Raw genomic sequence first — 18,276 nt, forward strand, 5'->3', positions numbered from 1 at the left:
AGCCCCGATCCGCGGTCGGGAAATCCCCCATACGGGGGACTCCGGCGAACCGCCCGACCGGAAGTGCCCTCTCGTCCGGGGTGCCATCGTCCCGGCAGACCGCTAGACTCTCCCGATGCGCTCGTCGTCACGCCGGACCGTCCTGCTCGCCCTCGGCGCCGCGCCGCTGGCAGCCTGCGCCGCCGCCGACACCACCGCGTGGTCCGCGCACAGCCGCGGATCGGCCGCCACCGTCGACCATCGGGCCTGGCAGCTGTTCCTCGACGGCCACAGCTTCCAGGGCGCCGACGGGGTGACCCGGGTCGCCTATGCCGAGGTGCCGGTGACCGATCGCGAGCTGCTGGAGCAATACGTCGCCGGTCTGCAACGGGTGGCGGTCGCGCGGCTCGACCGGGCCGAGCAGCTGGCATTCTGGCTCAACCTGCACAACGCCCTGACGGTGCGCGTGGTGCTAACCCACCTGATCGCCCGCAGCCCGGACGACATCGACCTGGGCGGCCCGTTCGCCGGCGGGCCGTGGACCGCGACCCTGGCCGAGGTCGCCGGCCGGCCGGTGTCGCTGCAGGCGATCAGGACCGAAGCGCTGCGGCCGGTGTTCCGCGACCCGCGCTGGCACTACGGGCTGTGCGACGCCACGCTCGGTGGCCCGTCGCTGCCGCGCACGGCGTTCCACGGCGCCACCGTCGACCGGGCCCTGGAGGATGCGGCGATCGCCTACGTCAACCACCCGCGCGCCATCCGGATCGAGGCCGACGCCCTGGTGCTCAACGGGTTCTGGCGACGCTACCGCGGGGATTTCGGCGGCACCGACGCGGCCGTGCTCGACCACATCGCGTCCTACGCGGACCGCGAGCTGCGGGCCGAGCTGCACCCGGGCCGGCCAATCCGCTGGATCGACGACCGCCGGCTGAACGAGTGGCCGGGAACGTAGGGACGGACGCTCGTCACAGCATAGGTCCCGGCTCTCCGGCCGGGATGAGGTTCCAACATCGCCCTCATCCTGGAGCGGCACGCCGAAAGCGGGACGCATCCGGGACCCAAGGGACGACGGGCGTCACCCCCCGCGCCGGATCTCCTCGACGAAGCGCTCGATCTCGGCCTCGCTGTTCAGGTAGTGCACGCTGGCGCGCACCACCGACTCCAGGCCGCGGCGGTCGAAGCCGACCCGGCTGCCGCTGCCGGACGAGGCGCTGATGTTGATGCCCTTGGCGATGCAGCGATCGCGGATGTCGACCGGCTTCTCGCCGTCCTTGGTGAAGGTGACGATGCCGCAACGCTCGACCCCGAGGTCGGTGACGGTCACGCCCGGGATCGCCGCCAGCTCGGCGCGCAGCCCGTCGGCCAGCGCCGTCACCCGCTCGCGGATCGCTTCCAGGCCCCATTCCAGAGCGTAGTCGATGGCCCGGCCGAGCGCCGCCTTGCCGGCGAAATAGCACTCCCAGTTCTCGAACCGGCGGGCGTCGGCGCGCATCCGGTACTCGGTCTCCGACAGCAGGGTGGCGGCGTGCTGGTCGAGCAGCGGCGGGTCGATGTCCCGTCCCTCGATCCAGTCCTTTCGGACGTACAGCAGGCCGGTGCCGCGCGGCCCGCGCAGGTACTTGCGCCCGGTCGCCGACAGGAAGTCGCAGCCGATCCTCTCGACGTCGACCGGCATCTGCCCGACCGACTGGCAGGCGTCCAGCAGGTAGGGAATGCCGTGCCGGCGGGCGACCGCGCCGACCGCCTCGGCCGGATTCACCAGGCCGCCGCCGGTCGGGATGTGGCTGATCGAGATCAGCTTCGTCCGGTCGTCGATCATGCCCTCGAGCGCCGCCACGTCGAGCTGGCCGTGCGCGTCGCTCGGCACGACCGCCACCTCGCAACCGTCGCGCCTGGCCCGGTGCAGATAGGCGATCATGTTCGAGCCGTACTCGCACTCGGCGGTCAGGATGCGGTCGCCGGGGCCGAGGTCGAGGGCGTAGAACGCCATGTCCCAGGCCCGCGTCGCGTTCTCCACGAAGGCCACCTCGTCGCGGTGGCAGTTCAGCAGCCTCGCCGAGGCGTCGTAGAAGTTCTCCAGCCGGTCATGGTGCCGGCGGGCGGTCTCGTAGCCGCCGGTCGTCTCCTCCTCGCGCAGCCAGTCGACCACGGCGTCGGCGACCGGCGCCGGCATCAGCGAGGCGCCGGCGTGGTTCAGGTGGGCGACGGTGGCGCAACCGCGGGTTTCGGCGCGGGCGCGGGCGAGATCGATGGGCATCGGGAACTCCGGTCGAAGAAGCGGGCCCCGGACGCTAGCCCCCGCAGCAACCGATGTCAGCCCTCGTCACCGGCCAGCCGGTCCAGCGCCCGGCGGTCCTTCTTGGTCGGGCGGCCGGCGCCGCGCTCGCGGCTCGGTGCCTCGGGCTCGAACATCGCCGGGTCGGACGGCTCGGGGCGCCGCTCCGGGACCGGTGCGAGGTCCTCGTACAGGCCCTGGGCTTCGGGTGCGGGGCCGCGCCGCACCGCCAGCGCCAGCACCTTGACGACCCGCACGTGCGGGCCCTGCGGGAAGGTCAGAACGTCGCCGACCTTCACCTTCTGGTGCGCCTTGCCGACCACCGTGCCCGACAGCCGCAGCCGGCCGGCCGCCAGCAGCGCGTTGGCGAGGCTGCGCGACTTGAAGAACCGGGCGCACCACAGCCACTTGTCGAGCCGCTGGCTCTGCGGGTCGTCGCCGGTCATCGCCCGGAATTGCCGAACCGCAGCTTGGCCAGTACCGCGAAGGGCGAGTTCGGATCGTAGGTCGGCTGGCGCGGCGGCTGGGCGGCGCCCGTCGGCTTCGGCCCGCCCTTGCGCCGACGCGGCCGTTGCCGCTGGCGTTCCGGCTTGGCGTCGCCGTCGGGCGGTCCTGCGGGTGGGTGGGCCACGGCCGGCTCCCCGGCGGCCGCTTCGCCCGGCACCGGTACGGGCTCTGCCGTCGGCTCGGCGGCAGCGGCCGGCGCCGCCGGCCGCGGCGCGGCCGCGGTCTCGCCCTTCGGCCGCCGACGCCGGCGGCGGCGTTCCGACTGTTCCGGCTTCGGCTTCGGGCGGTTGCGCCGTCGTTCGAAGCGCGGGGTGCCGTCCTCGGCGGCCGCAGCCGGCCGGCAGCCGAGGTCCAGCAGCATGCGCCCGAAGGTCTCGGCGTCGACCCCGGCCAGCGACAGCATCTCCGGGGTGATCGCGAACGGCCCCTCCCGGCCGGCCCGGCGCACCAGCGCGGCCAGCCGCTCGACCATGTCGACCCGAACCGCCCGGCCGCCGAGCCGGGCATAGCCGAGCGCCGCGTCGTAGGCCGCCGGCGTCGCCTCGGCGCGCACGACCTGCACCCGGCCTTCCGGCGGCGGTCCCTCCTCCGGATACCGGCCGCTGGCCGCCGACCACAGCAGCGAACGCAGCCGCACCGCCCGCGGCTTCAGCAGTTCCGGCACGTACAGCGATTCGGTGCCGAGCCGGATGCCGACCCGGGCCAGGGTCTTTCGGCCGTCGTCGTCGAGATCCTTCACCAGCGTCTCGACCGCCGGCGCCGATGCGCCGCCCAGCCCTTCGAGCACCTGGAAGGCGATCCCCCGGGCCGGGCCGTCCAGGTCGGCGCGCTGCAGCTGGACCAGGCGCGGCGCCACCGCTTCCTGGTGGCTCTCGAACCAGGCGCGCGCCCGTGCCAGCAGCCGGTCCCGCAGGGGCGGCTCGAGCAGCTCGTTGCGCGAGATCCGGATCTCCGGGCGCCAGACCGCGTCGCCGGCCACCAGGCGGGCGAAGGCCGAACCCTCCCACAGGAACCGGCCGCGGTCGTCGAGCGCGATGGCCGCGTCGTCGCACGCCTCGATGCGCGCGACCCGGCGGGCGATCTCGGCCGGCAGCACCCGCCGCGCGGTCGCCAGCACCGCCTTGGCGTCGGCCGCGTCGGTCGCCTCCGGCACGAAGCTGAGGCCTTCCAGGTGGCCGACCCGGTGGCCTTCGACCAGGACCGTGCCGTCGGCGGCGACGGCGGCGATCAGGTCGGCGTCCTCGTCCTTCAGGCGGCGCGACAGGGTGGCGGCGCGGCGGTCGACGAAACGCTGGGTCAACCGGTCGTGCAGGGCGTCGGACAGCCGGTCCTCGATGGCGCGGGCCCGCGCCTGCCGGTCGACCGGGTCGTCGATCCAGTCGGCCCGGTTGGTGATGTATGTCCAGGTGCGGACGTGGGCGATGCGGGCGGCGAGGGTGTCGATATCGCCGTCGGTACGGTCGAACCGCCCCATCTGCTCGTCGACCCAGGCCGAGGGCAGCCGCTCCGAGCCCTCGGTCAGGTGCGCGAACACCTGGGCCAGCAGTCGGGCATGGGCCTCCGACATGGTCTTCTGGAAGTCCGGGATCTGGCAGACATCCCACAGCAGCCGCACCCGGGCCGGCGCGGTGGTCCGGTCCATCACCTCGGGCATGCGGGCCAGCGCGTCCAGCGCCCGCTGGTCGTCGGCGTCGCGCTTGCGGATCAGGAAGTCCTGCGGTGCGCGCTCCTCCAGGGTCCGCTTGAGGTCGCGCACCGTGGCGAACGACAGCGCGGAGTTGCGCCAGTGCAGCTGGCGGACCGGCTCGAACCGGTGCTCCTCGATCGCCGCCACCACCTCGTCGGCGAACGGCCGGCAGTCCATGGTCACGCCGAAGGTGCCGTCGTTCATGTGCCGGCCGGCGCGGCCGGCGATCTGCGCCAACTCGGGCGGCGTCAGCTTGCGCGGCACCCGGCCGTCGAACTTGGAGTCCTCGGCGAACGCCACGTGGTCGACGTCCATGTTCAGGCCCATGCCGATGGCGTCGGTCGCCACCAGGTAGTCGACCTCTCCCTCCTGGAACAGCCGGACCTGGGCGTTGCGGGTGCGCGGGCTGAGCGCGCCCATCACCACGGCGGCACCGCCGCGCTGGCGGCGGATGACCTCGGCCAGCGCGTACACGTCGGCCGCCGAGAACGCGACCACGGCACTACGCCGGGGCAGCCGGGTGATCTTGCAGGGCCCGACATATTCGAGCCTGGAGAGCCGCGGCCGGGTCTCGACCCTGGCCTCCGGAACCAGCCGCTGCAGCAGCGGCCGGATGGTGTCGGCGCCGAGGAACATGGTCTCCTCGGCACCGCGCGCGTGCAGCAGCCGGTCGGTGAAGACGTGGCCACGCTCCGGGTCGCCGGCCAGCTGGATCTCGTCGACCGCCAGGAACGCCACCTCGCGGTCCAGCGGCATCGACTCGACCGTGCAGATGAAATACCGGGCCTCCGGCGGGACGATCTTCTCCTCGCCGGTGATCAGGGCGACGGCACGCGGTCCCTTGGCCGCCACGACGCGGTCGTAGTTCTCGCGCGCCAGCAGGCGCAGCGGGAAACCGATCATACCGCTCTCGTGACCCAGCAGCCGCTCGATCGCGAGATGGGTCTTGCCGGTGTTGGTCGGGCCGAGGACGGCGGTGACCAGGGAGGGGAGCTCGGCGTGGACCATCGCCGCCAGGATTCCGGGTCGCAGCGGCGCTGGCAAGGGCTTGTCGGCAACGGTCTCCCCGGGCATATCTCAGGGTCGGCCGGACGGCCTCCGAAAATCCCGGGTCGCGGGTTCAGCCGCCCGCCCCGACCCCGCGGTTTTCCGCCGTCCCGCCCGCATCCGACCGGCGAACGTGCTCGCGGAGGTCGAGGGTCGACCGGTTCACCGCCTCGAGCCAGGGCCGCGCCGGGTGATCGGCGTCGACGTCCGACATCGCGAGATAGAGATGCGCCAGCATGCTGCCGACGGCGTTGTTGACGTCGTGCAGCAGGCTGCCGCTCAGCCGTACATCGGGCGAGCCGTCCCGCGCGATCAGAACGGTCCGGTCGGCGGCCACGCACGCACGCCCGATCTCGAGGATCCTATCGCCGGCGAGGCGCACCACCCGCCGCCCGTGGCCGCCGTCGGGCTGGGCATCGAGCAGGGCGCTCCAGCCGGCCGCGACCGCGGTCGCGTCGGCCGGCGCGAGCCGGGACCCCGCCTGCACGATCGCCGCCGGCCATTCGAGCCCGCCGATCCCGCCGGCGATGCCGTGCAGGTCGAGAAAGCGCGGATCGGCGTCGAGCAGCCGGCCGGTCCCGTCGCTCGACGCGATGCCGACCCCAAGCAGGTCGAGCGCCGTCGACCGGACATCCGCTCCGACGGTGGCACTGACACGGGAAAGAGGTCCGGATTGCATGGCCTGCTTCACCAGGTCGTCGGGATTGCGTCGAGCAGCCGTTGTTGCAGCCGCGGGTCGTCGGCCAGCCGACCGGTGAACGCCTGGGTGCGAAGCCTGGGCGCGCGCTTGTTGACTCCGCGCAGGGTCATGCAGCCGTGCTCGGCGTCGACCACGACGCCGACCCCGCTCGGTGCCAGCCCGGCCTCGATGCAGCCGGCGATCTGGGCGGTCATCCGCTCCTGTATCTGCAGCCGGCGCGCATAGGCGTCGACGACCCGGGCGAGCTTGCTGATTCCGACGACGGCCTTGGACGGCAGATACGCGATGTGGGCGCGGCCGACGATCGGTGCCAGGTGATGCTCGCAGTGCGACACGAAGTCGATGTCGGTCAGGATGACCAGGTCCCGATACCCTGAGACCTCGTCGAAGGTCTTGCGCAGCAGGGCGACCGGGTCCTGTGCATAGCCGGCGCAGTACTCCGCGAAGGCCCGCACCACCCTGGCCGGCGTATCCCGCAGTCCGTCGCGGCCGGGATCCTCGCCGATCGCCGCGAGCAGCGCCCGGATGCCGTCTTCCGCCGCCCGGAAGCGCGGATCGTCGACGGCCCCGTCGTCGAGCGTCGAAGGCAGGCGACCGGAGAGCTTCGGCAGGTCGGTGTCGTTCATGCGTCGCCTCGCCTCGGTTCCTGGGGGCCGGTCGACCCCCGGTCGGTCATCGCATGCACGGCTCGTGCTCCTCAGCGCCCGACGTGGCCGGAAACAGCGAGTCGATCAGCTTCAGCAGATCCGGCGGCGTGAACGGCTTCTTGAGAACCGCATCGGCGCCCAGCAGCGGCGCCCGGTCGAGGAACCCGGAGAGCTCGCCGCTCGCGCCGGAGATCATGACGAACTTCGCCCGCGAATTGCCGCCCCTGACGGTGCGCAGGACCTCGAAACCCTCGGCGTCGGGCATCAGCATGTCGCAAATGACCAGGTCCGGCAGCCAGTCCCCGAGGGTGCGGCGGGTGGCGAGCCCGTTCGCATCGTCCCGGACCTCGTGGCCGGCGCGCTCGAGAACCTCCCGAAGGGCCCGTCGCAACGCGGCGTCGTCGTCGACCAGATAGATCCTCAACGTCCCCTCCCCGCGGCCCGATCGCTTCCCGCCCGTACGGGCGCGCGGAAACGTCAACCAGCCACTCCGATCCTCGCCTTGCCGGGTTCGCGCAACCGCTGTCCCGGCCCCGATACCTTCGGGCACTCGACAGCGGGGGAGGACACGGCGACCGCGATCGCGAAGCGGTTCCTCGGCATTCTACGTCAGCGGCGCGCGGATCGTTTCCCCCGCTGCGAGCCTACCTGCACCTTAGCCTTTCTCGGTAAATGATATGTAAACGGCACAAATTCCATCGAACTCATCGACTTGACACTGACCTCCGGGCAAAGCCGACGGTCACGCCCGCGATGCCCGCGCCGGACCCGCCTCGGGGGTGCCGGACTCCGGCTGCGAAAGCGTCGTGCGCACGGCCGTCGCCAGTTCCTCGGGAAACACCGGCTTCCCGATCACGCCCGCCAGACCGATCGTCGCGAGCCGCTCCGAATCCTCGTTGGACACGTATCCGCTGAGCATCAGGATGGGGACCTCGGCCCGCAGTTCCCGCAGTTCCCTTACGAGTTCCTCGCCGCTCAGCTTCGGCATCGAGCGGTCGGTGATCACCAGGTCCCAGGCCGTGGGATCGTCGCGGAACACCGCGAGCGCCTGCTGGGGCTCGTTGTGCGCCTCGACCGTGTAGCCGAGGCGCATCAGGATCTCCTTGGTGGCCGCCAGCAGAACGCGATCGTCGTCGACCAGCAGAATGCGCTCCTGCCCCTGCAGCGCGGCCGGCTGCCTCACCACCGCCTGCATGACCGGCACCGACGCCTCGATGGCCGGAAGATAGACGTCGACCCTGGTGCCGACGCCGGGAAGGCTCTCGATCTCGATGCAGCCCTCGTGATTGCGGACGATGCCCTGCACCGCGGCCAGGCCGAGCCCGGTCCCCTCGCCGACCTCCTTGGTGGTGTAGAACGGCTCGAAGATCCGCGGCATGACGTCCTCCGGGATGCCGCTGCCGGTATCGATGACCGTCACCCGGGCATAGGCACCCCGCTGCAGGTCTCCCGACCGGCCGCGGCTCGGCTGACCGACGCGCCCCAGACGCTCGCCGCCGGCATCGCCGCGCTCGGCGTCCGGATCCTCCACGTCGACCCGCTGGACCGATACGGAGATCCGGCCGTCGCGCTCGCCGATCGCCTGGGCGGCATTGACGCAAACGTTCAGCAGGATCTGGTGGATCTGGGTCGCGTCGCCCGAGACGTAGCAGGGCGTGATCGCCTCCTCCTTGAGCCCCACATTGTTCGGCAACAGGGGCCGCAGGGTCTGCAGGCTCTCCCGTATCGTCGCGGCGAGGTCGAGCGGCTTGCGCCGCGACTCGGCGTTCCGGCTGAAGGTCAGGATCTGGCGCACGAGATCGCGCGCCCGGGTTCCCGAGTCCAGGATCTGCTGCAGACGCTGACGCGCGTCCGGGTCGGACCGGGTGTCGGCCATGAGTAACGCGCAGTTGCTGACGATGCCGCCGATGATGTTGTTGAAGTCGTGCGCGATGCCACCGGCCAGCGTACCGAGGGCCTGGGTCTTCTGCGCGGCGTGGTACATCTCGGTCAGGCGCGCCCGCTCGGCCTCGGAGTCGATGCGGTCGGTGATGTCCTCGTACGTCTTCACGATTCCGCCGGTCGGCAGGGCCGAGGCGATGGTCTCGATCACCCGGCCATCCTGCAGCCGGCGCTGCTGGCGGAGGCTGCCGGTCCGGGTCTGCATCAGGCGTTCGATCGCCCCGAGCTGCGACCTGACCAGGGTGTCGGCGGCACCGGCTCCGAGATCACCGCGCCGGGCGGCGTACTCGACGAACTCGCGGTAGGGGATCGCCGTGTGCGCCAGCGTCTCCGGGTAGTGGTTGATCGTCAGGAACTGGTTGTTGAACAGCACCAGGTTGGTGTCGGCATCGAACACCGCGATGCCCTGCTTCATGTTGTCCAGGGTGGTCTGGAGCAGTCGCGTCTTCTGCTCGACCAGGTGCTCGCGCTCCTTCAGCTCGGTGATGTCGGTGTGCACGCCGACCAGCCGGCCGTCGATGGTCCGGCGCTCGCTGATCTTCAGCCAGTGCCCGTCGGACAGACGGCTCTCGAAGGTGGTCTCCGCGGTCTTGCGCCGGGTCTCGAGGATCGACTCGATCCACGCCTCGACGTCGCCGCCCGGGACCTTCACGCCGCCGTTGCGGACCGCCGCCCGCAGCAGGTCGGAGAACGAGACGCCGACCGCGAGGTCGTCCGCCTGCATCGGGTGGAGGTCGACGTAGCGCTTGTTGAACAGCGCCACGCGGTCCTCCTGGTCGTAGACGATGAACCCCTCGGAGATGCTGTTGATCGCCAGTTCGAGCTCGTTGCGCGCGGTGATCGCCTGGGTCGCCGCGACGTCCTTCGCCACGATCGCCTGGTTGGTCTTCACGATCTGCCGGAACAGCAGGACGAAGATGACCAGGCCGACCACCACGGTCAGGGCGAACAGCCCGAGCAGCTGGACGTAGAGCTCGTTGTGGCGTGCCCGCGCACGCCCGACCTCGTTCGACTCGTACAGCAGCGCCCGTCTCACCAGGTCGTGGACCGGCCCCCGCAGCTCGTCGAGACGGAGGTTGATGGCGTCGAGCTCAGCCGGGTCGAGCTCGGTCAGGCGCTGCATCTGCGGCTCGAGGTCCTCCAGCACCTTGATGAGCGCCTTGGCGGACGACACCACCCCCTCGATCGACCGGAGCTCGGCGGTCTGCGATCCCGCCAGGAGTGGCGGCAGGCGGCTCCAGAAGATCTCGAAGCGCTGGTTCGCCTCCTTCGCGGTCTCCGGCCCGGGCGCCAGCTCGAAGTCCTTGAGCGACTCCGTGAACCGCAGCAGCTCGATCTCGGTCTGGGCCAGGAACCAGACCGAGATCCGGCTTTCCTTCTCGATGATCTCCCGCTGCTGGATCAGGCCCTGGAAGATGAAGAAGACGCCCACCAGGAACGAGACGAATCCGACGAACAGGATCCCGTAGCGCGGGATCAGCCATCCGAGGTTCCGCCAACTCTTCATCTCGCGGGGCGCTCCTTGTGGACGGCCCCGGCAGCCGGGGCTCGCATGGGCCTACTTGAACCGGATTTCCTTGACCTGCCAGACCCACTTCGCCTGGGTTTCCTTGGTCTTGAGCTCCGGGTACCCGTCCTGCGGATAGACGATCCACAGCGGACCCTTGTCGCGGATCTTCAGCAACTCGCCGTTCATCCGGTAAGCCAGGATCACCGGGTACTTCGCGAAGTCGGACACCGGGATCTCGACCTTGTAGTCGTTGAGCGCGATGGTCACGGCGACCTTGCCGGTGGCGCCGACCCGCTCGATCAGCTTGCTGAGCAGGACGCCCTCGAAGGCCGGCGTCCCTTCGGTCCAGGCGGTCGAGGTGACGATCCTGGTCACCCCCATGCCTTCGAGCATCGCCAGGTCGAAGGCCGCCTTGTCACCGTCGTTGTGGTTGGCGATCGCGCCGGTGACCTCCAGCATGACCGAACCCGCCGGCTTCGGCAGCGTGTCCGCGGCGGCCGCCCCGGCGAACAGGAACAGCATCGCCAGCACACGGGCGCCAAGGGCGAATGGTGAAAGGGACTTCGGCATTCCGGTCTCCTGTCTGACGTGGCGGAAATGGGAGTGCGGGTCGCGGCCCCGCTAGTCCCGGCTCCTCTGGTTCGGTTCGGGCGTTGCCAGATAGACGATCGTCGCCGCCACCATCAGCAGGCCGAGGACGGCGAAGAACCCGGCATAGCCGGACGAAGGCGACCCGATCAGGTCGTGCACGGCTTCGACGACCGTACCGCTGCCGATCTGCAGCACGGCCGTGCCGCCCATCAGCACGCCGTTGAGCGCCGTGGTGCCCCGGCCCTTCAGGTCGGATGGGATCAGGGCCACGCCGTGCCCCATCAGCACAACGCTGAACGCGCCGACGAAGCAGGTCGCGACCAGCAACGGCAGGGTGACGTACAGCGAGGCGTCGCAGAACAACGCCATCAGCAGCATGAGCGCCGCCGACCCGATGCCGCCGCCGATCACGACCGGACGGAACGCCCCGACCCGGCGCTGGATCGGGCCGTAGGCGAGCGTGCCGGCAATGAACGCGACCGCGAGAACCGACAGCACGTTGCCGCGATCCAGGCCGTCGACCTCGTGGACATCATGCAGGAACGGCCCGCCCCAGAGCCCGATGATCGTGATGATCGAGGAGTAGCCGAGCGCGATCAGCGGCAGGATCCGCAGCAGTCCCGGAACCCGGACGACCTCAGCCACCCCCCGGATCGACGCGGTCAGCGACTCCGAACGGGCCGCCGTCCGCTGACGCCCGGGTGGCTCGTCGCGCACCAGCCAGAAGAACCCGGCCGCCACGACCGCGGTGACGATGGCCAGCACGACGAAGGTCGCACGCCAGCCGATCATCTCGGTTGCGGCCGACAGCGGCGAGGTCGCCAGCAGGCTGCCCAGATTGGCCGAGGCGAACAGGATGGTCATCGACCGCGTGAAGTCCATCGGGTCGAGCCAGCGCGCCAGCACCACCAGCGAACCGACCATGCCGCCGGCGAACCCGAGGCCGATCAGGAAGCGGCCGGCGACCAGAAGCCCCAGGGAGTGGGCGACGGCGAACAGCCCGGACCCGATGACGGCGAAGATCAGCATGGCCGAGACCACGCGGCGCGGCCCGTAGCGGTCGAACAGCACCCCGATGGGGACCTGCAGCAGGGCGAAGACGACGAAGAACGCACCCGACGACAGGCCGATCGCCTGGGCGTCGAAATGCAGCTCGGCCATCATCTCCGGCGCGATGACACCGTTCGACGACCGGAAGAACTGGCTGAGCACGGCGAGCACGATCATCGCTGCAAGCATGACGTTGACCTTCACCGCCACAGCCGCCTGCCACGCGCTACCGTTCAAGGCCGTTTCGTCGACGAGCAATGCCCGGCGCCCCAGAGTGCCGCCGATACCGCCGACTACGCCGCGTTGAGTCATCCCGAACCACCCAGAAAGTCCCCGTCCGGTCGTAGGCGTCGAGTGAAACGGAAACAGATTAACAAAGCCTGAAAATCGATGAATCGGACCGGCACGGCCCCGTCAGCCCGCCCTTGCGATCTCCGGCTCTCCGTCGCATATCTCCGGCGCGCTCTCCGCGACCCATCAACAGAGAAGAAAACGGACGCTTCGCGATGACCGCCAGTTCACAATCCGTTGAGACCCGTACCTTCCAGGCCGAGGTCTCCAAGCTCCTGAAGATCGTTGCAAACGCGCTGTACAGCGAGCGCGAGGTGTTCCTGCGCGAGCTGATCTCCAATGCGGCGGATGCCTGCGACAAGCTGCGCTTCCTCGCCTTGTCGAAGCCCGAGCTGACCGTGGGCGACCCGTCCTTCGCGATCCGGCTCGCCGTCGACAAGGACGCCGGGACCCTGACCGTCGCCGACAACGGGGTCGGCATGACCGAGGCCGAGCTGCACGACAACCTCGGCACCATCGCGCGGTCCGGCACCGCCGCCTTCGTCGAGGAGCTGAGTGGCGATTCCAAGAGGGACGTCGGCCTGATCGGGCAGTTCGGCGTCGGCTTCTATTCGGCCTTCATGGTCGCCGACAAGGTCGAGGTGCTGACCCGCAAGGCCGGCGAGGACCAGGCGTGGCTGTGGACCTCCGACGGGATCGGCGAGTACTCCGTCGAGCCGGCCGAGAAGGCGGGCCGCGGCACCGTCATCACCCTGCACCTGAAGGACGACGCCGGCGAGTTCCTCGAGAAGAGCCGGCTGCAGCAGGTGGTCCGCACCTACTCCGACCACATTCCGTTCCCGGTGACCTTCGTCGAGGCCGACGCCGAGGGCGAGACCCTCAACAAGGCCTCGGCCCTGTGGACTCGCTCGAAGTCCGAGATCTCCGAGGACGACTACAAGGAGTTCTACCGGCACGCCGGCCACGCCGCCGACGAACCGTGGCTGACCGTGCACTGGAAGGCCGAGGGCCGCATCGAATACCACGCCCTACTGTTCGTGCCGTCGCAGCGCCCGTTCGACCTGTTCCATCCGGAGCGCCGGCACCACGTGAAGCTTTACGTGAAGCGGGTGTTCATCACCGACGACGCCGAGGGCCTGGTGCCGTCCTGGCTGCGGTTCGTGAAGGGCGTGATCGACTGCGAGGACCTGCCGCTGAACGTCAGCCGCGAGATGCTGCAGCGGAACCCGGTGGTCGCCAGCGTCAGCCAGGCGGTCACCAAGCGCATCCTGGGCGAGCTGAAGAAGAAGGCGGAGAGCGACGCCGACGCCTATGCCGAGTTCTGGAAGAGCTTCGGCGCGGTGCTGAAGGAGGGCTTGTACGGCGACGGGCTGGAACACCGCGAGGCGCTGCTGTCGCTGGTTCGCTTCCGGTCGAGCGCCCGGGACGGTCTGGTCAGCCTGGCCGACTATGTCGCGCGCATGAAGGACGGCCAGGAGGCGATCTACTACATCGCCGCCGAGAGCGAGCAGGCCGCCGCCGCCTCGCCGCAGCTCGAGGGCTTCCAGAAGAAGGGGGTCGAGGTCCTGTACATGACCGACCCGATCGACGAATTCTGGGTGCAGATGCTGTTCGAGGGCTATGACGGCAAGCCGCTCAAGTCGATCACCCGCGGCGGCGCCGACCTGAAGTCGATCAAGGCGGACCAGGCGGACGGCGAGCCGGACGACGCCTCGAAGGACGAGCCCGGGGCCGACCAGGGAGCGGTTGCCGCCCTGGTGGCGAGCGTCAAGCTGGCCCTCGGCGACGCGGTGAAGGACGTCCGCACCACCGACCGGCTGGCCGACAGCCCGGTCTGCCTGATCGCCGACGAAGGCGACATGGACATGAACCTGGAGCGCATGCTGCGCCAGCACAAGCAGCTCGACGAGGCCGCGAAGCGGGTGCTGGAAGTGAACCCCGACCACCCGCTGATCCGGTCGCTCGCCGAACGGGTCAAGGCCGGGGCCCCGGGCCCGGCGATCGACGATGCCGCGCACCTGCTGCTGGATCAGGCGCGGATCCTGGAGGGCGAGCCGGTGCCCGACGCCAAGGCGTTCACCCGCCGGCTGTCGACGGTCATGGTCAAGGGCCTGTGACCCGGCCGGTTGCACCGCAGGACGGGTGTAACGCACCGCAACAGACGCTAGGATGGCGGCGTCCAGGGCAACCCGGACGTCGCTTCCACCCTCCTGCAATGCGGTCGACGCTCTGCCGATGGCGCTCCTGAATACCTTCCTGCTGCTGGTCCAGGCCCTGGTCTATTTCGGGGTGATGGCCGCGCTGTTCCGTTACCGCAACCGGTTCGGCCTGGGGGCCTTCCTGTGCGCGCTCGGCGTGATGCACTTCCTCGAGACCTATCTCGCGAGCGTGTTCTACATCGAGCTGCCCTTCGGAATCATATCGCCCGGCTCGACCGTACTGTTCTCCGGCAAACTGGCGATCATCCTGATGATGTACATCCGCGAAGACGCCGCGGTGGTACGCCAGCCGATCTACGGGCTGCTCATCGGCAACTTCCTGATGGTCGGCCTGGTGATGGTGCTGCGGAACCACGAGGTGGTGTCGGCGGTGCCGGGCCGGCTGCCGGACTTCAAGTTCGTCGACGAGATGGGCTGGCTGATGGTGTGGGGAACCACCCTGCTGTTCATCGACTCGATCGCCATCATCCTGCTGTACGAGCGGCTCGGCACCTGGCTGCGGCGCTGGCCGATCACCCGCAGCTTCCTGGCGCTCGCCGCCATCCTGAGCTTCGACCAGGCCGGCTTCTTCCTGGCGCTTCACCACGTGTCCGACGCCCCCTGGTTCGTGATGTTCGGCGGCTGGTGCGCGAAGATGGGCGCGGCGCTGATCTACAGCCTGCTGGTCGGCGCCTATCTCAAGTGGTTCGAGACCCGCGCCGGCCCGGCACCGGTGCCGCTGCGGATCTCGGACGTGTTCCAGACCCTGACCTACCGCGAGCGCTACGAGGACCTGCTGGAGAAGTCCGGCCGCGACGCCTTGACCGGCGCCTACGACCGCGGCCGCCTGGAGGCCGCCGGCGCCACCATCGTGGACACCGCGCTGCAGTCCGGGCGGCCGGTCAGCCTGCTGATCGTCGACCTCGACGGGTTCAAGGGGGTCAACGACCAGTACGGCCACGCCCAGGGCGACGAGATGCTGCGGCGGATCGGCGCGGCGTTCGCCGGGTCGCTGCGCAAGCAGGACCGCCTGTTCCGCTACGGCGGCGACGAGTTCGTGATCCTCAGCGACGGGCTCTCGCACACCGCCGCGATGTCCCTGGGAGAGCGCCTGCGCTATGCGGTGGTCGCAGCCACGGCCGATCAGCCGGGCGGCCCGGTCACCATCAGCGTCGGCGCCGCGACCTGCCCGCAGGACGCGCTGGATGTCGACCACCTGTTCGACGTCGCCGACGACCGGCTGTACGTCGCCAAGCATGCCGGCCGCGACCGCGTGGTCGGCAGCAGCGACCGCGTAGAGGGCCCGCTACCGGCCGGCACGTAGCGCCATGGCGAACCACACCGCCCGCGGCAGGCCGTTGACGCGTTCGTCCAGTTCCAGGAAACCGCAGGCCCGGTAGAACCCGATCGCCCGGGAATTGGCGGCACTCACCCCCAGGTGCACCCCGGATGAGCCGCGCGCCCGTACCATGCCCAGCCACCGCTGGATCAGCCGGCGCCCGAGCCCCCGCCCCTGCAGCCGCGGCAGCAGGTTGATGTGCAGGTGCGACGGGTAGGGGCCGACCAGCCAGTCGGGCATCCGCGGCGGATGGTGGATGCGGTGGCAGCGCTGCTGATCGGCCGTCCAGCGGTCGGCCGGTGTATCGATCGGACTCGGATATTCGGCCCGCAGCGCCGGCCACCACTCGGCTTCCTCGCGGTCCTCGAAGGCGCGGGTGTCGAGCGCCCCGACGATGTAGCCGCCGACCCCCTCGCCGTCCTCGGCGACCAGCACGAGTTCCGGGTGCAGCGTCGCATAGGGCCCGACATACACGTGGCCGATCAGGCGCGGGTCCCGGTACAGGCCGCTCGCGTCGCCGCCGGCGTCGCCGGTCGCCAGCGACACCGCGTACAGCGCCTCCAGATCGTCCGGCCGATAGCCGCGGATGCCGGCGTCGCCGGTCACCCGGCCGCCCGCAGTGCCGCCTCGAGCTCGGCCAGCGCCGCCTCGGCGAACGCCCACATGTTGGCTTCGCGGTCGGCCGAGCCGGTCTCCAGGGTGAACCGGCGCGCGACCGGGCCGGCGACCGCCACGCAGGTGTGGCCGGCGGCGTCGCCGTAGCGGTTGCCGGTCGGGCCGGCCGCCCCGGTCTCCGCCAGCCCCCAGGTGGTCTCCAGCTTGCCGCGGATCGCCTCGGCCGCGATCGCGGCATAGGGCTCGGACGCCGAGCGGATGCCCGGGTGGTCGCGCAGGCGCACCCCGAGCAGCGCCTTGCGGGCCGGGTGGGTGTAGATCACGCCGCCCCCCATGAAGTAGGCCGACGCCCCCGGCACCGCCAGCAGCGCCGCCGACACCAGCCCGCCGGTCGACGATTCCGATACCGCCACGGTCTCGCCGCGCGCCTTCAGCAGCGCCCCGACGGTCTCGCCCAGGCTCGTCAGCGACCGCATTCTCGTCCTCCGGTTGCCGCCCGCCCGGTTTGCGCCCCGGGCCCATCCTGCGATACTACCCGGCTCCCGCCGGGCCTGCGAACAATCGAGCGGACGACGACCATGAGCAAGGCGTTCACCAAGGAGACCGATGCCGAGATCGAGGAGGTCGAGGACGACACCCCCTCGCCTCAACCCACCGGCACCAAGAACTACATCACGCCGCGCGGCTTCCGGGCGCTGCAGGACGAGCTGCGGCAGCTGCGCCGGGTCGAGCGCCCGAAGGTGGTCGAGACCGTCGCTTGGGCGGCCGGCAACGGCGACCGCTCGGAGAACGGCGACTACATCTACGGCAAGAAGCGGCTGCGCGAGATCGACAAGCGGATCCGGTTCCTGCTGAAGCGGCTGGAGATCGCCGAGGTGGTCGAGCCGTCGCAGCAGAAGAACCGGAGCCAGGTGTTCTTCGGCGCGACCGTGACCTATGCCGACGAGGACGACATCGAGCGCACGGTGCGGATCGTCGGCATCGACGAGGCGGACACCGCGCGCGGCGAGGTGAGCTGGATCTCGCCGGTCGCCCGCGCCCTGCTGAAGGCGCGCGAGGGCGACGTCGTCGAGCTGCGCACGCCGGCCGGCCCGCAGAGCATCGAGGTCGTCGCCATCGACTACGAGGACGGGTAGGAGTGGGGGTGGAGCCCGCCAGATCTGGTGTTTGTACGCATTGGCCGAGACCCTGAACAGGCGCATACTCCAGGTGTCACGGCGATGGAGGCCGCCATGGTCGCCCGCGAACTGAGACCGAAGCCCGGGACCGCCACCCCCGCGACCGGAACCGCGGCGGAGCCCGAGGAGCGCATCGACGATCCGCTCGATCCGCTGGAGAACGTCCCGACCGAACTCGACGAGTTCACCCACGCCGAGTTCATCGCGGTCTACAATGACGCGTCCGCCAACATCCGCTTCGCCAAGGAGCAGCAGTGGCGCACCGTGCTGTACTTCACGATCGGGGCGATCGCCGTCACCACCTACGGCGAGATGTCCGACTGGGCGGACTCGAAGCTGACCTTCTACCTGCTGGTGATCGTCTGGCTGTTCAGCCTGACCTCGGTCGGCATCCTGCTCAGCCTGCAGTGGTGGCAGGGGGCCGAGCAGGAGAAGATCGCCTACCTGACGGCGAAGTGGTCGAGCTTCACCACCGCCGCGCGACGCCGGAAGTCGAAGACCGTCAGCGACCTGCAGCGCTACGGCATGCTGGCGTCGATGGTGCTGTACCTGGAGTTGTCGACGATCGCGGTCACCCGGGTGTTCTGGCCGTATCTGTAAGGCACCTCAGGCGCCGATCCAGTCGGCGGCTGCCTGGGCCATCCGGCCCTCGGCGATGCCGGCGCGCAGGAAGTGGTCGAGCGGATTGACGCCGGCCGCCGCGACGTCCGGGTTCAGGGCC

General features: G+C 70.3%; 16 protein-coding genes. 5 read left to right on the plus strand and 11 right to left on the minus strand.

What is annotated here, in order from left to right:
• The first annotated feature begins 115 nt into the window (after positions 1–115).
• Positions 116–931 (plus strand): DUF547 domain-containing protein, encoded by an 816-nt coding sequence (locus IE246_RS03190; RefSeq protein ID WP_189987499.1) that lies wholly within the window; start codon positions 116–118, stop codon positions 929–931.
• Between the two features lie 123 nt (positions 932–1,054).
• Here IE246_RS03190 and IE246_RS03195 read toward each other — a convergent pair whose 3' ends face one another.
• The 9 genes from IE246_RS03195 to IE246_RS03235 all read right to left on the minus strand — a co-directional run bounded on the left by IE246_RS03195 (position 1,055) and on the right by IE246_RS03235 (position 12,171).
• A complete protein-coding gene (locus tag IE246_RS03195) occupies positions 1,055–2,236 on the minus strand; it encodes an aminotransferase class V-fold PLP-dependent enzyme (protein ID WP_189987500.1) in 1,182 nt (393 codons plus the stop codon).
• Between the two features lie 56 nt (positions 2,237–2,292).
• Positions 2,293–2,700 (minus strand): RNA-binding S4 domain-containing protein, encoded by a 408-nt coding sequence (locus IE246_RS03200; protein ID WP_189987501.1) that lies wholly within the window; start codon positions 2,698–2,700, stop codon positions 2,293–2,295.
• The gene (locus IE246_RS03205; protein WP_229836310.1) at positions 2,697–5,492 is read right to left on the minus strand and encodes a helicase-related protein; all 2,796 of its coding nucleotides are present in this window, start codon (positions 5,490–5,492) and stop codon (positions 2,697–2,699) included. The genes IE246_RS03200 and IE246_RS03205 overlap by 4 nt, the downstream gene beginning before the upstream one ends.
• Positions 5,493–5,568: 76 nt before the next feature.
• Positions 5,569–6,174 carry a hypothetical protein gene (locus IE246_RS03210; protein WP_189987502.1) on the minus strand — a complete coding sequence of 202 codons (606 nt, stop codon included), beginning with the start codon at positions 6,172–6,174 and terminating at the stop codon, positions 5,569–5,571.
• Between the two features lie 8 nt (positions 6,175–6,182).
• Positions 6,183–6,821 (minus strand): GTP cyclohydrolase I, encoded by a 639-nt coding sequence (gene folE / locus IE246_RS03215; RefSeq protein ID WP_189987503.1) that lies wholly within the window; start codon positions 6,819–6,821, stop codon positions 6,183–6,185.
• Between the two features lie 46 nt (positions 6,822–6,867).
• Positions 6,868–7,266 carry a response regulator gene (locus tag IE246_RS03220; protein ID WP_189987504.1) on the minus strand — a complete coding sequence of 133 codons (399 nt, stop codon included), beginning with the start codon at positions 7,264–7,266 and terminating at the stop codon, positions 6,868–6,870.
• A gap of 318 nt (positions 7,267–7,584) precedes the next feature.
• Positions 7,585–10,290, minus strand: a complete 2,706-nt coding sequence (locus IE246_RS03225; RefSeq protein WP_189987505.1) for a PAS-domain containing protein — start codon at positions 10,288–10,290, stop codon at positions 7,585–7,587.
• Between the two features lie 51 nt (positions 10,291–10,341).
• A complete protein-coding gene (locus tag IE246_RS03230) occupies positions 10,342–10,863 on the minus strand; it encodes a putative pterin-binding protein (protein ID WP_189987506.1) in 522 nt (173 codons plus the stop codon).
• A 51-nt stretch (positions 10,864–10,914) separates the two neighbouring features.
• On the minus strand, positions 10,915–12,171 hold the full coding sequence (locus IE246_RS03235; protein WP_189987507.1) for an MFS transporter: 1,257 nt from the start codon (positions 12,169–12,171) through the stop codon (positions 10,915–10,917).
• Between the two features lie 269 nt (positions 12,172–12,440).
• Here IE246_RS03235 and htpG point away from each other — a divergent pair, with 269 nt between their 5' ends.
• Both htpG and IE246_RS03245 read left to right on the plus strand, forming a co-directional pair.
• The gene (gene htpG / locus IE246_RS03240; RefSeq protein ID WP_189987508.1) at positions 12,441–14,342 is read left to right on the plus strand and encodes a molecular chaperone HtpG; all 1,902 of its coding nucleotides are present in this window, start codon (positions 12,441–12,443) and stop codon (positions 14,340–14,342) included.
• A 118-nt stretch (positions 14,343–14,460) separates the two neighbouring features.
• On the plus strand, positions 14,461–15,747 hold the full coding sequence (locus IE246_RS03245) for a GGDEF domain-containing protein (RefSeq protein WP_189987509.1): 1,287 nt from the start codon (positions 14,461–14,463) through the stop codon (positions 15,745–15,747).
• Here the strand turns inward: IE246_RS03245 and IE246_RS03250 are convergent.
• Together IE246_RS03250 and IE246_RS03255 are read right to left on the minus strand one after the other, a co-directional pair.
• Positions 15,730–16,368 (minus strand): GNAT family N-acetyltransferase, encoded by a 639-nt coding sequence (locus IE246_RS03250; RefSeq protein WP_229836312.1) that lies wholly within the window; start codon positions 16,366–16,368, stop codon positions 15,730–15,732. The genes IE246_RS03245 and IE246_RS03250 overlap by 18 nt on opposite strands.
• Complete coding sequence (locus tag IE246_RS03255; RefSeq protein WP_189987510.1) at positions 16,365–16,853, minus strand: CinA family protein; 489 nt, start codon at positions 16,851–16,853, stop codon at positions 16,365–16,367. The genes IE246_RS03250 and IE246_RS03255 overlap by 4 nt, the downstream gene beginning before the upstream one ends.
• A gap of 102 nt (positions 16,854–16,955) precedes the next feature.
• Here IE246_RS03255 and greB point away from each other — a divergent pair, with 102 nt between their 5' ends.
• Positions 16,956–17,513 (plus strand): transcription elongation factor GreB, encoded by a 558-nt coding sequence (greB, locus tag IE246_RS03260; RefSeq protein WP_189987511.1) that lies wholly within the window; start codon positions 16,956–16,958, stop codon positions 17,511–17,513.
• A gap of 96 nt (positions 17,514–17,609) precedes the next feature.
• Entirely contained in the window at positions 17,610–18,155 is a 546-nt protein-coding gene (locus IE246_RS03265) for a hypothetical protein (RefSeq protein WP_189987512.1), read from the plus strand.
• The last annotated feature ends 121 nt before the right edge of the window (positions 18,156–18,276 follow it).

The organism is Thalassobaculum fulvum, assembly GCF_014652915.1.
Classification (GTDB): Bacteria; Pseudomonadota; Alphaproteobacteria; order Thalassobaculales; family Thalassobaculaceae; genus Thalassobaculum_A; species Thalassobaculum_A fulvum.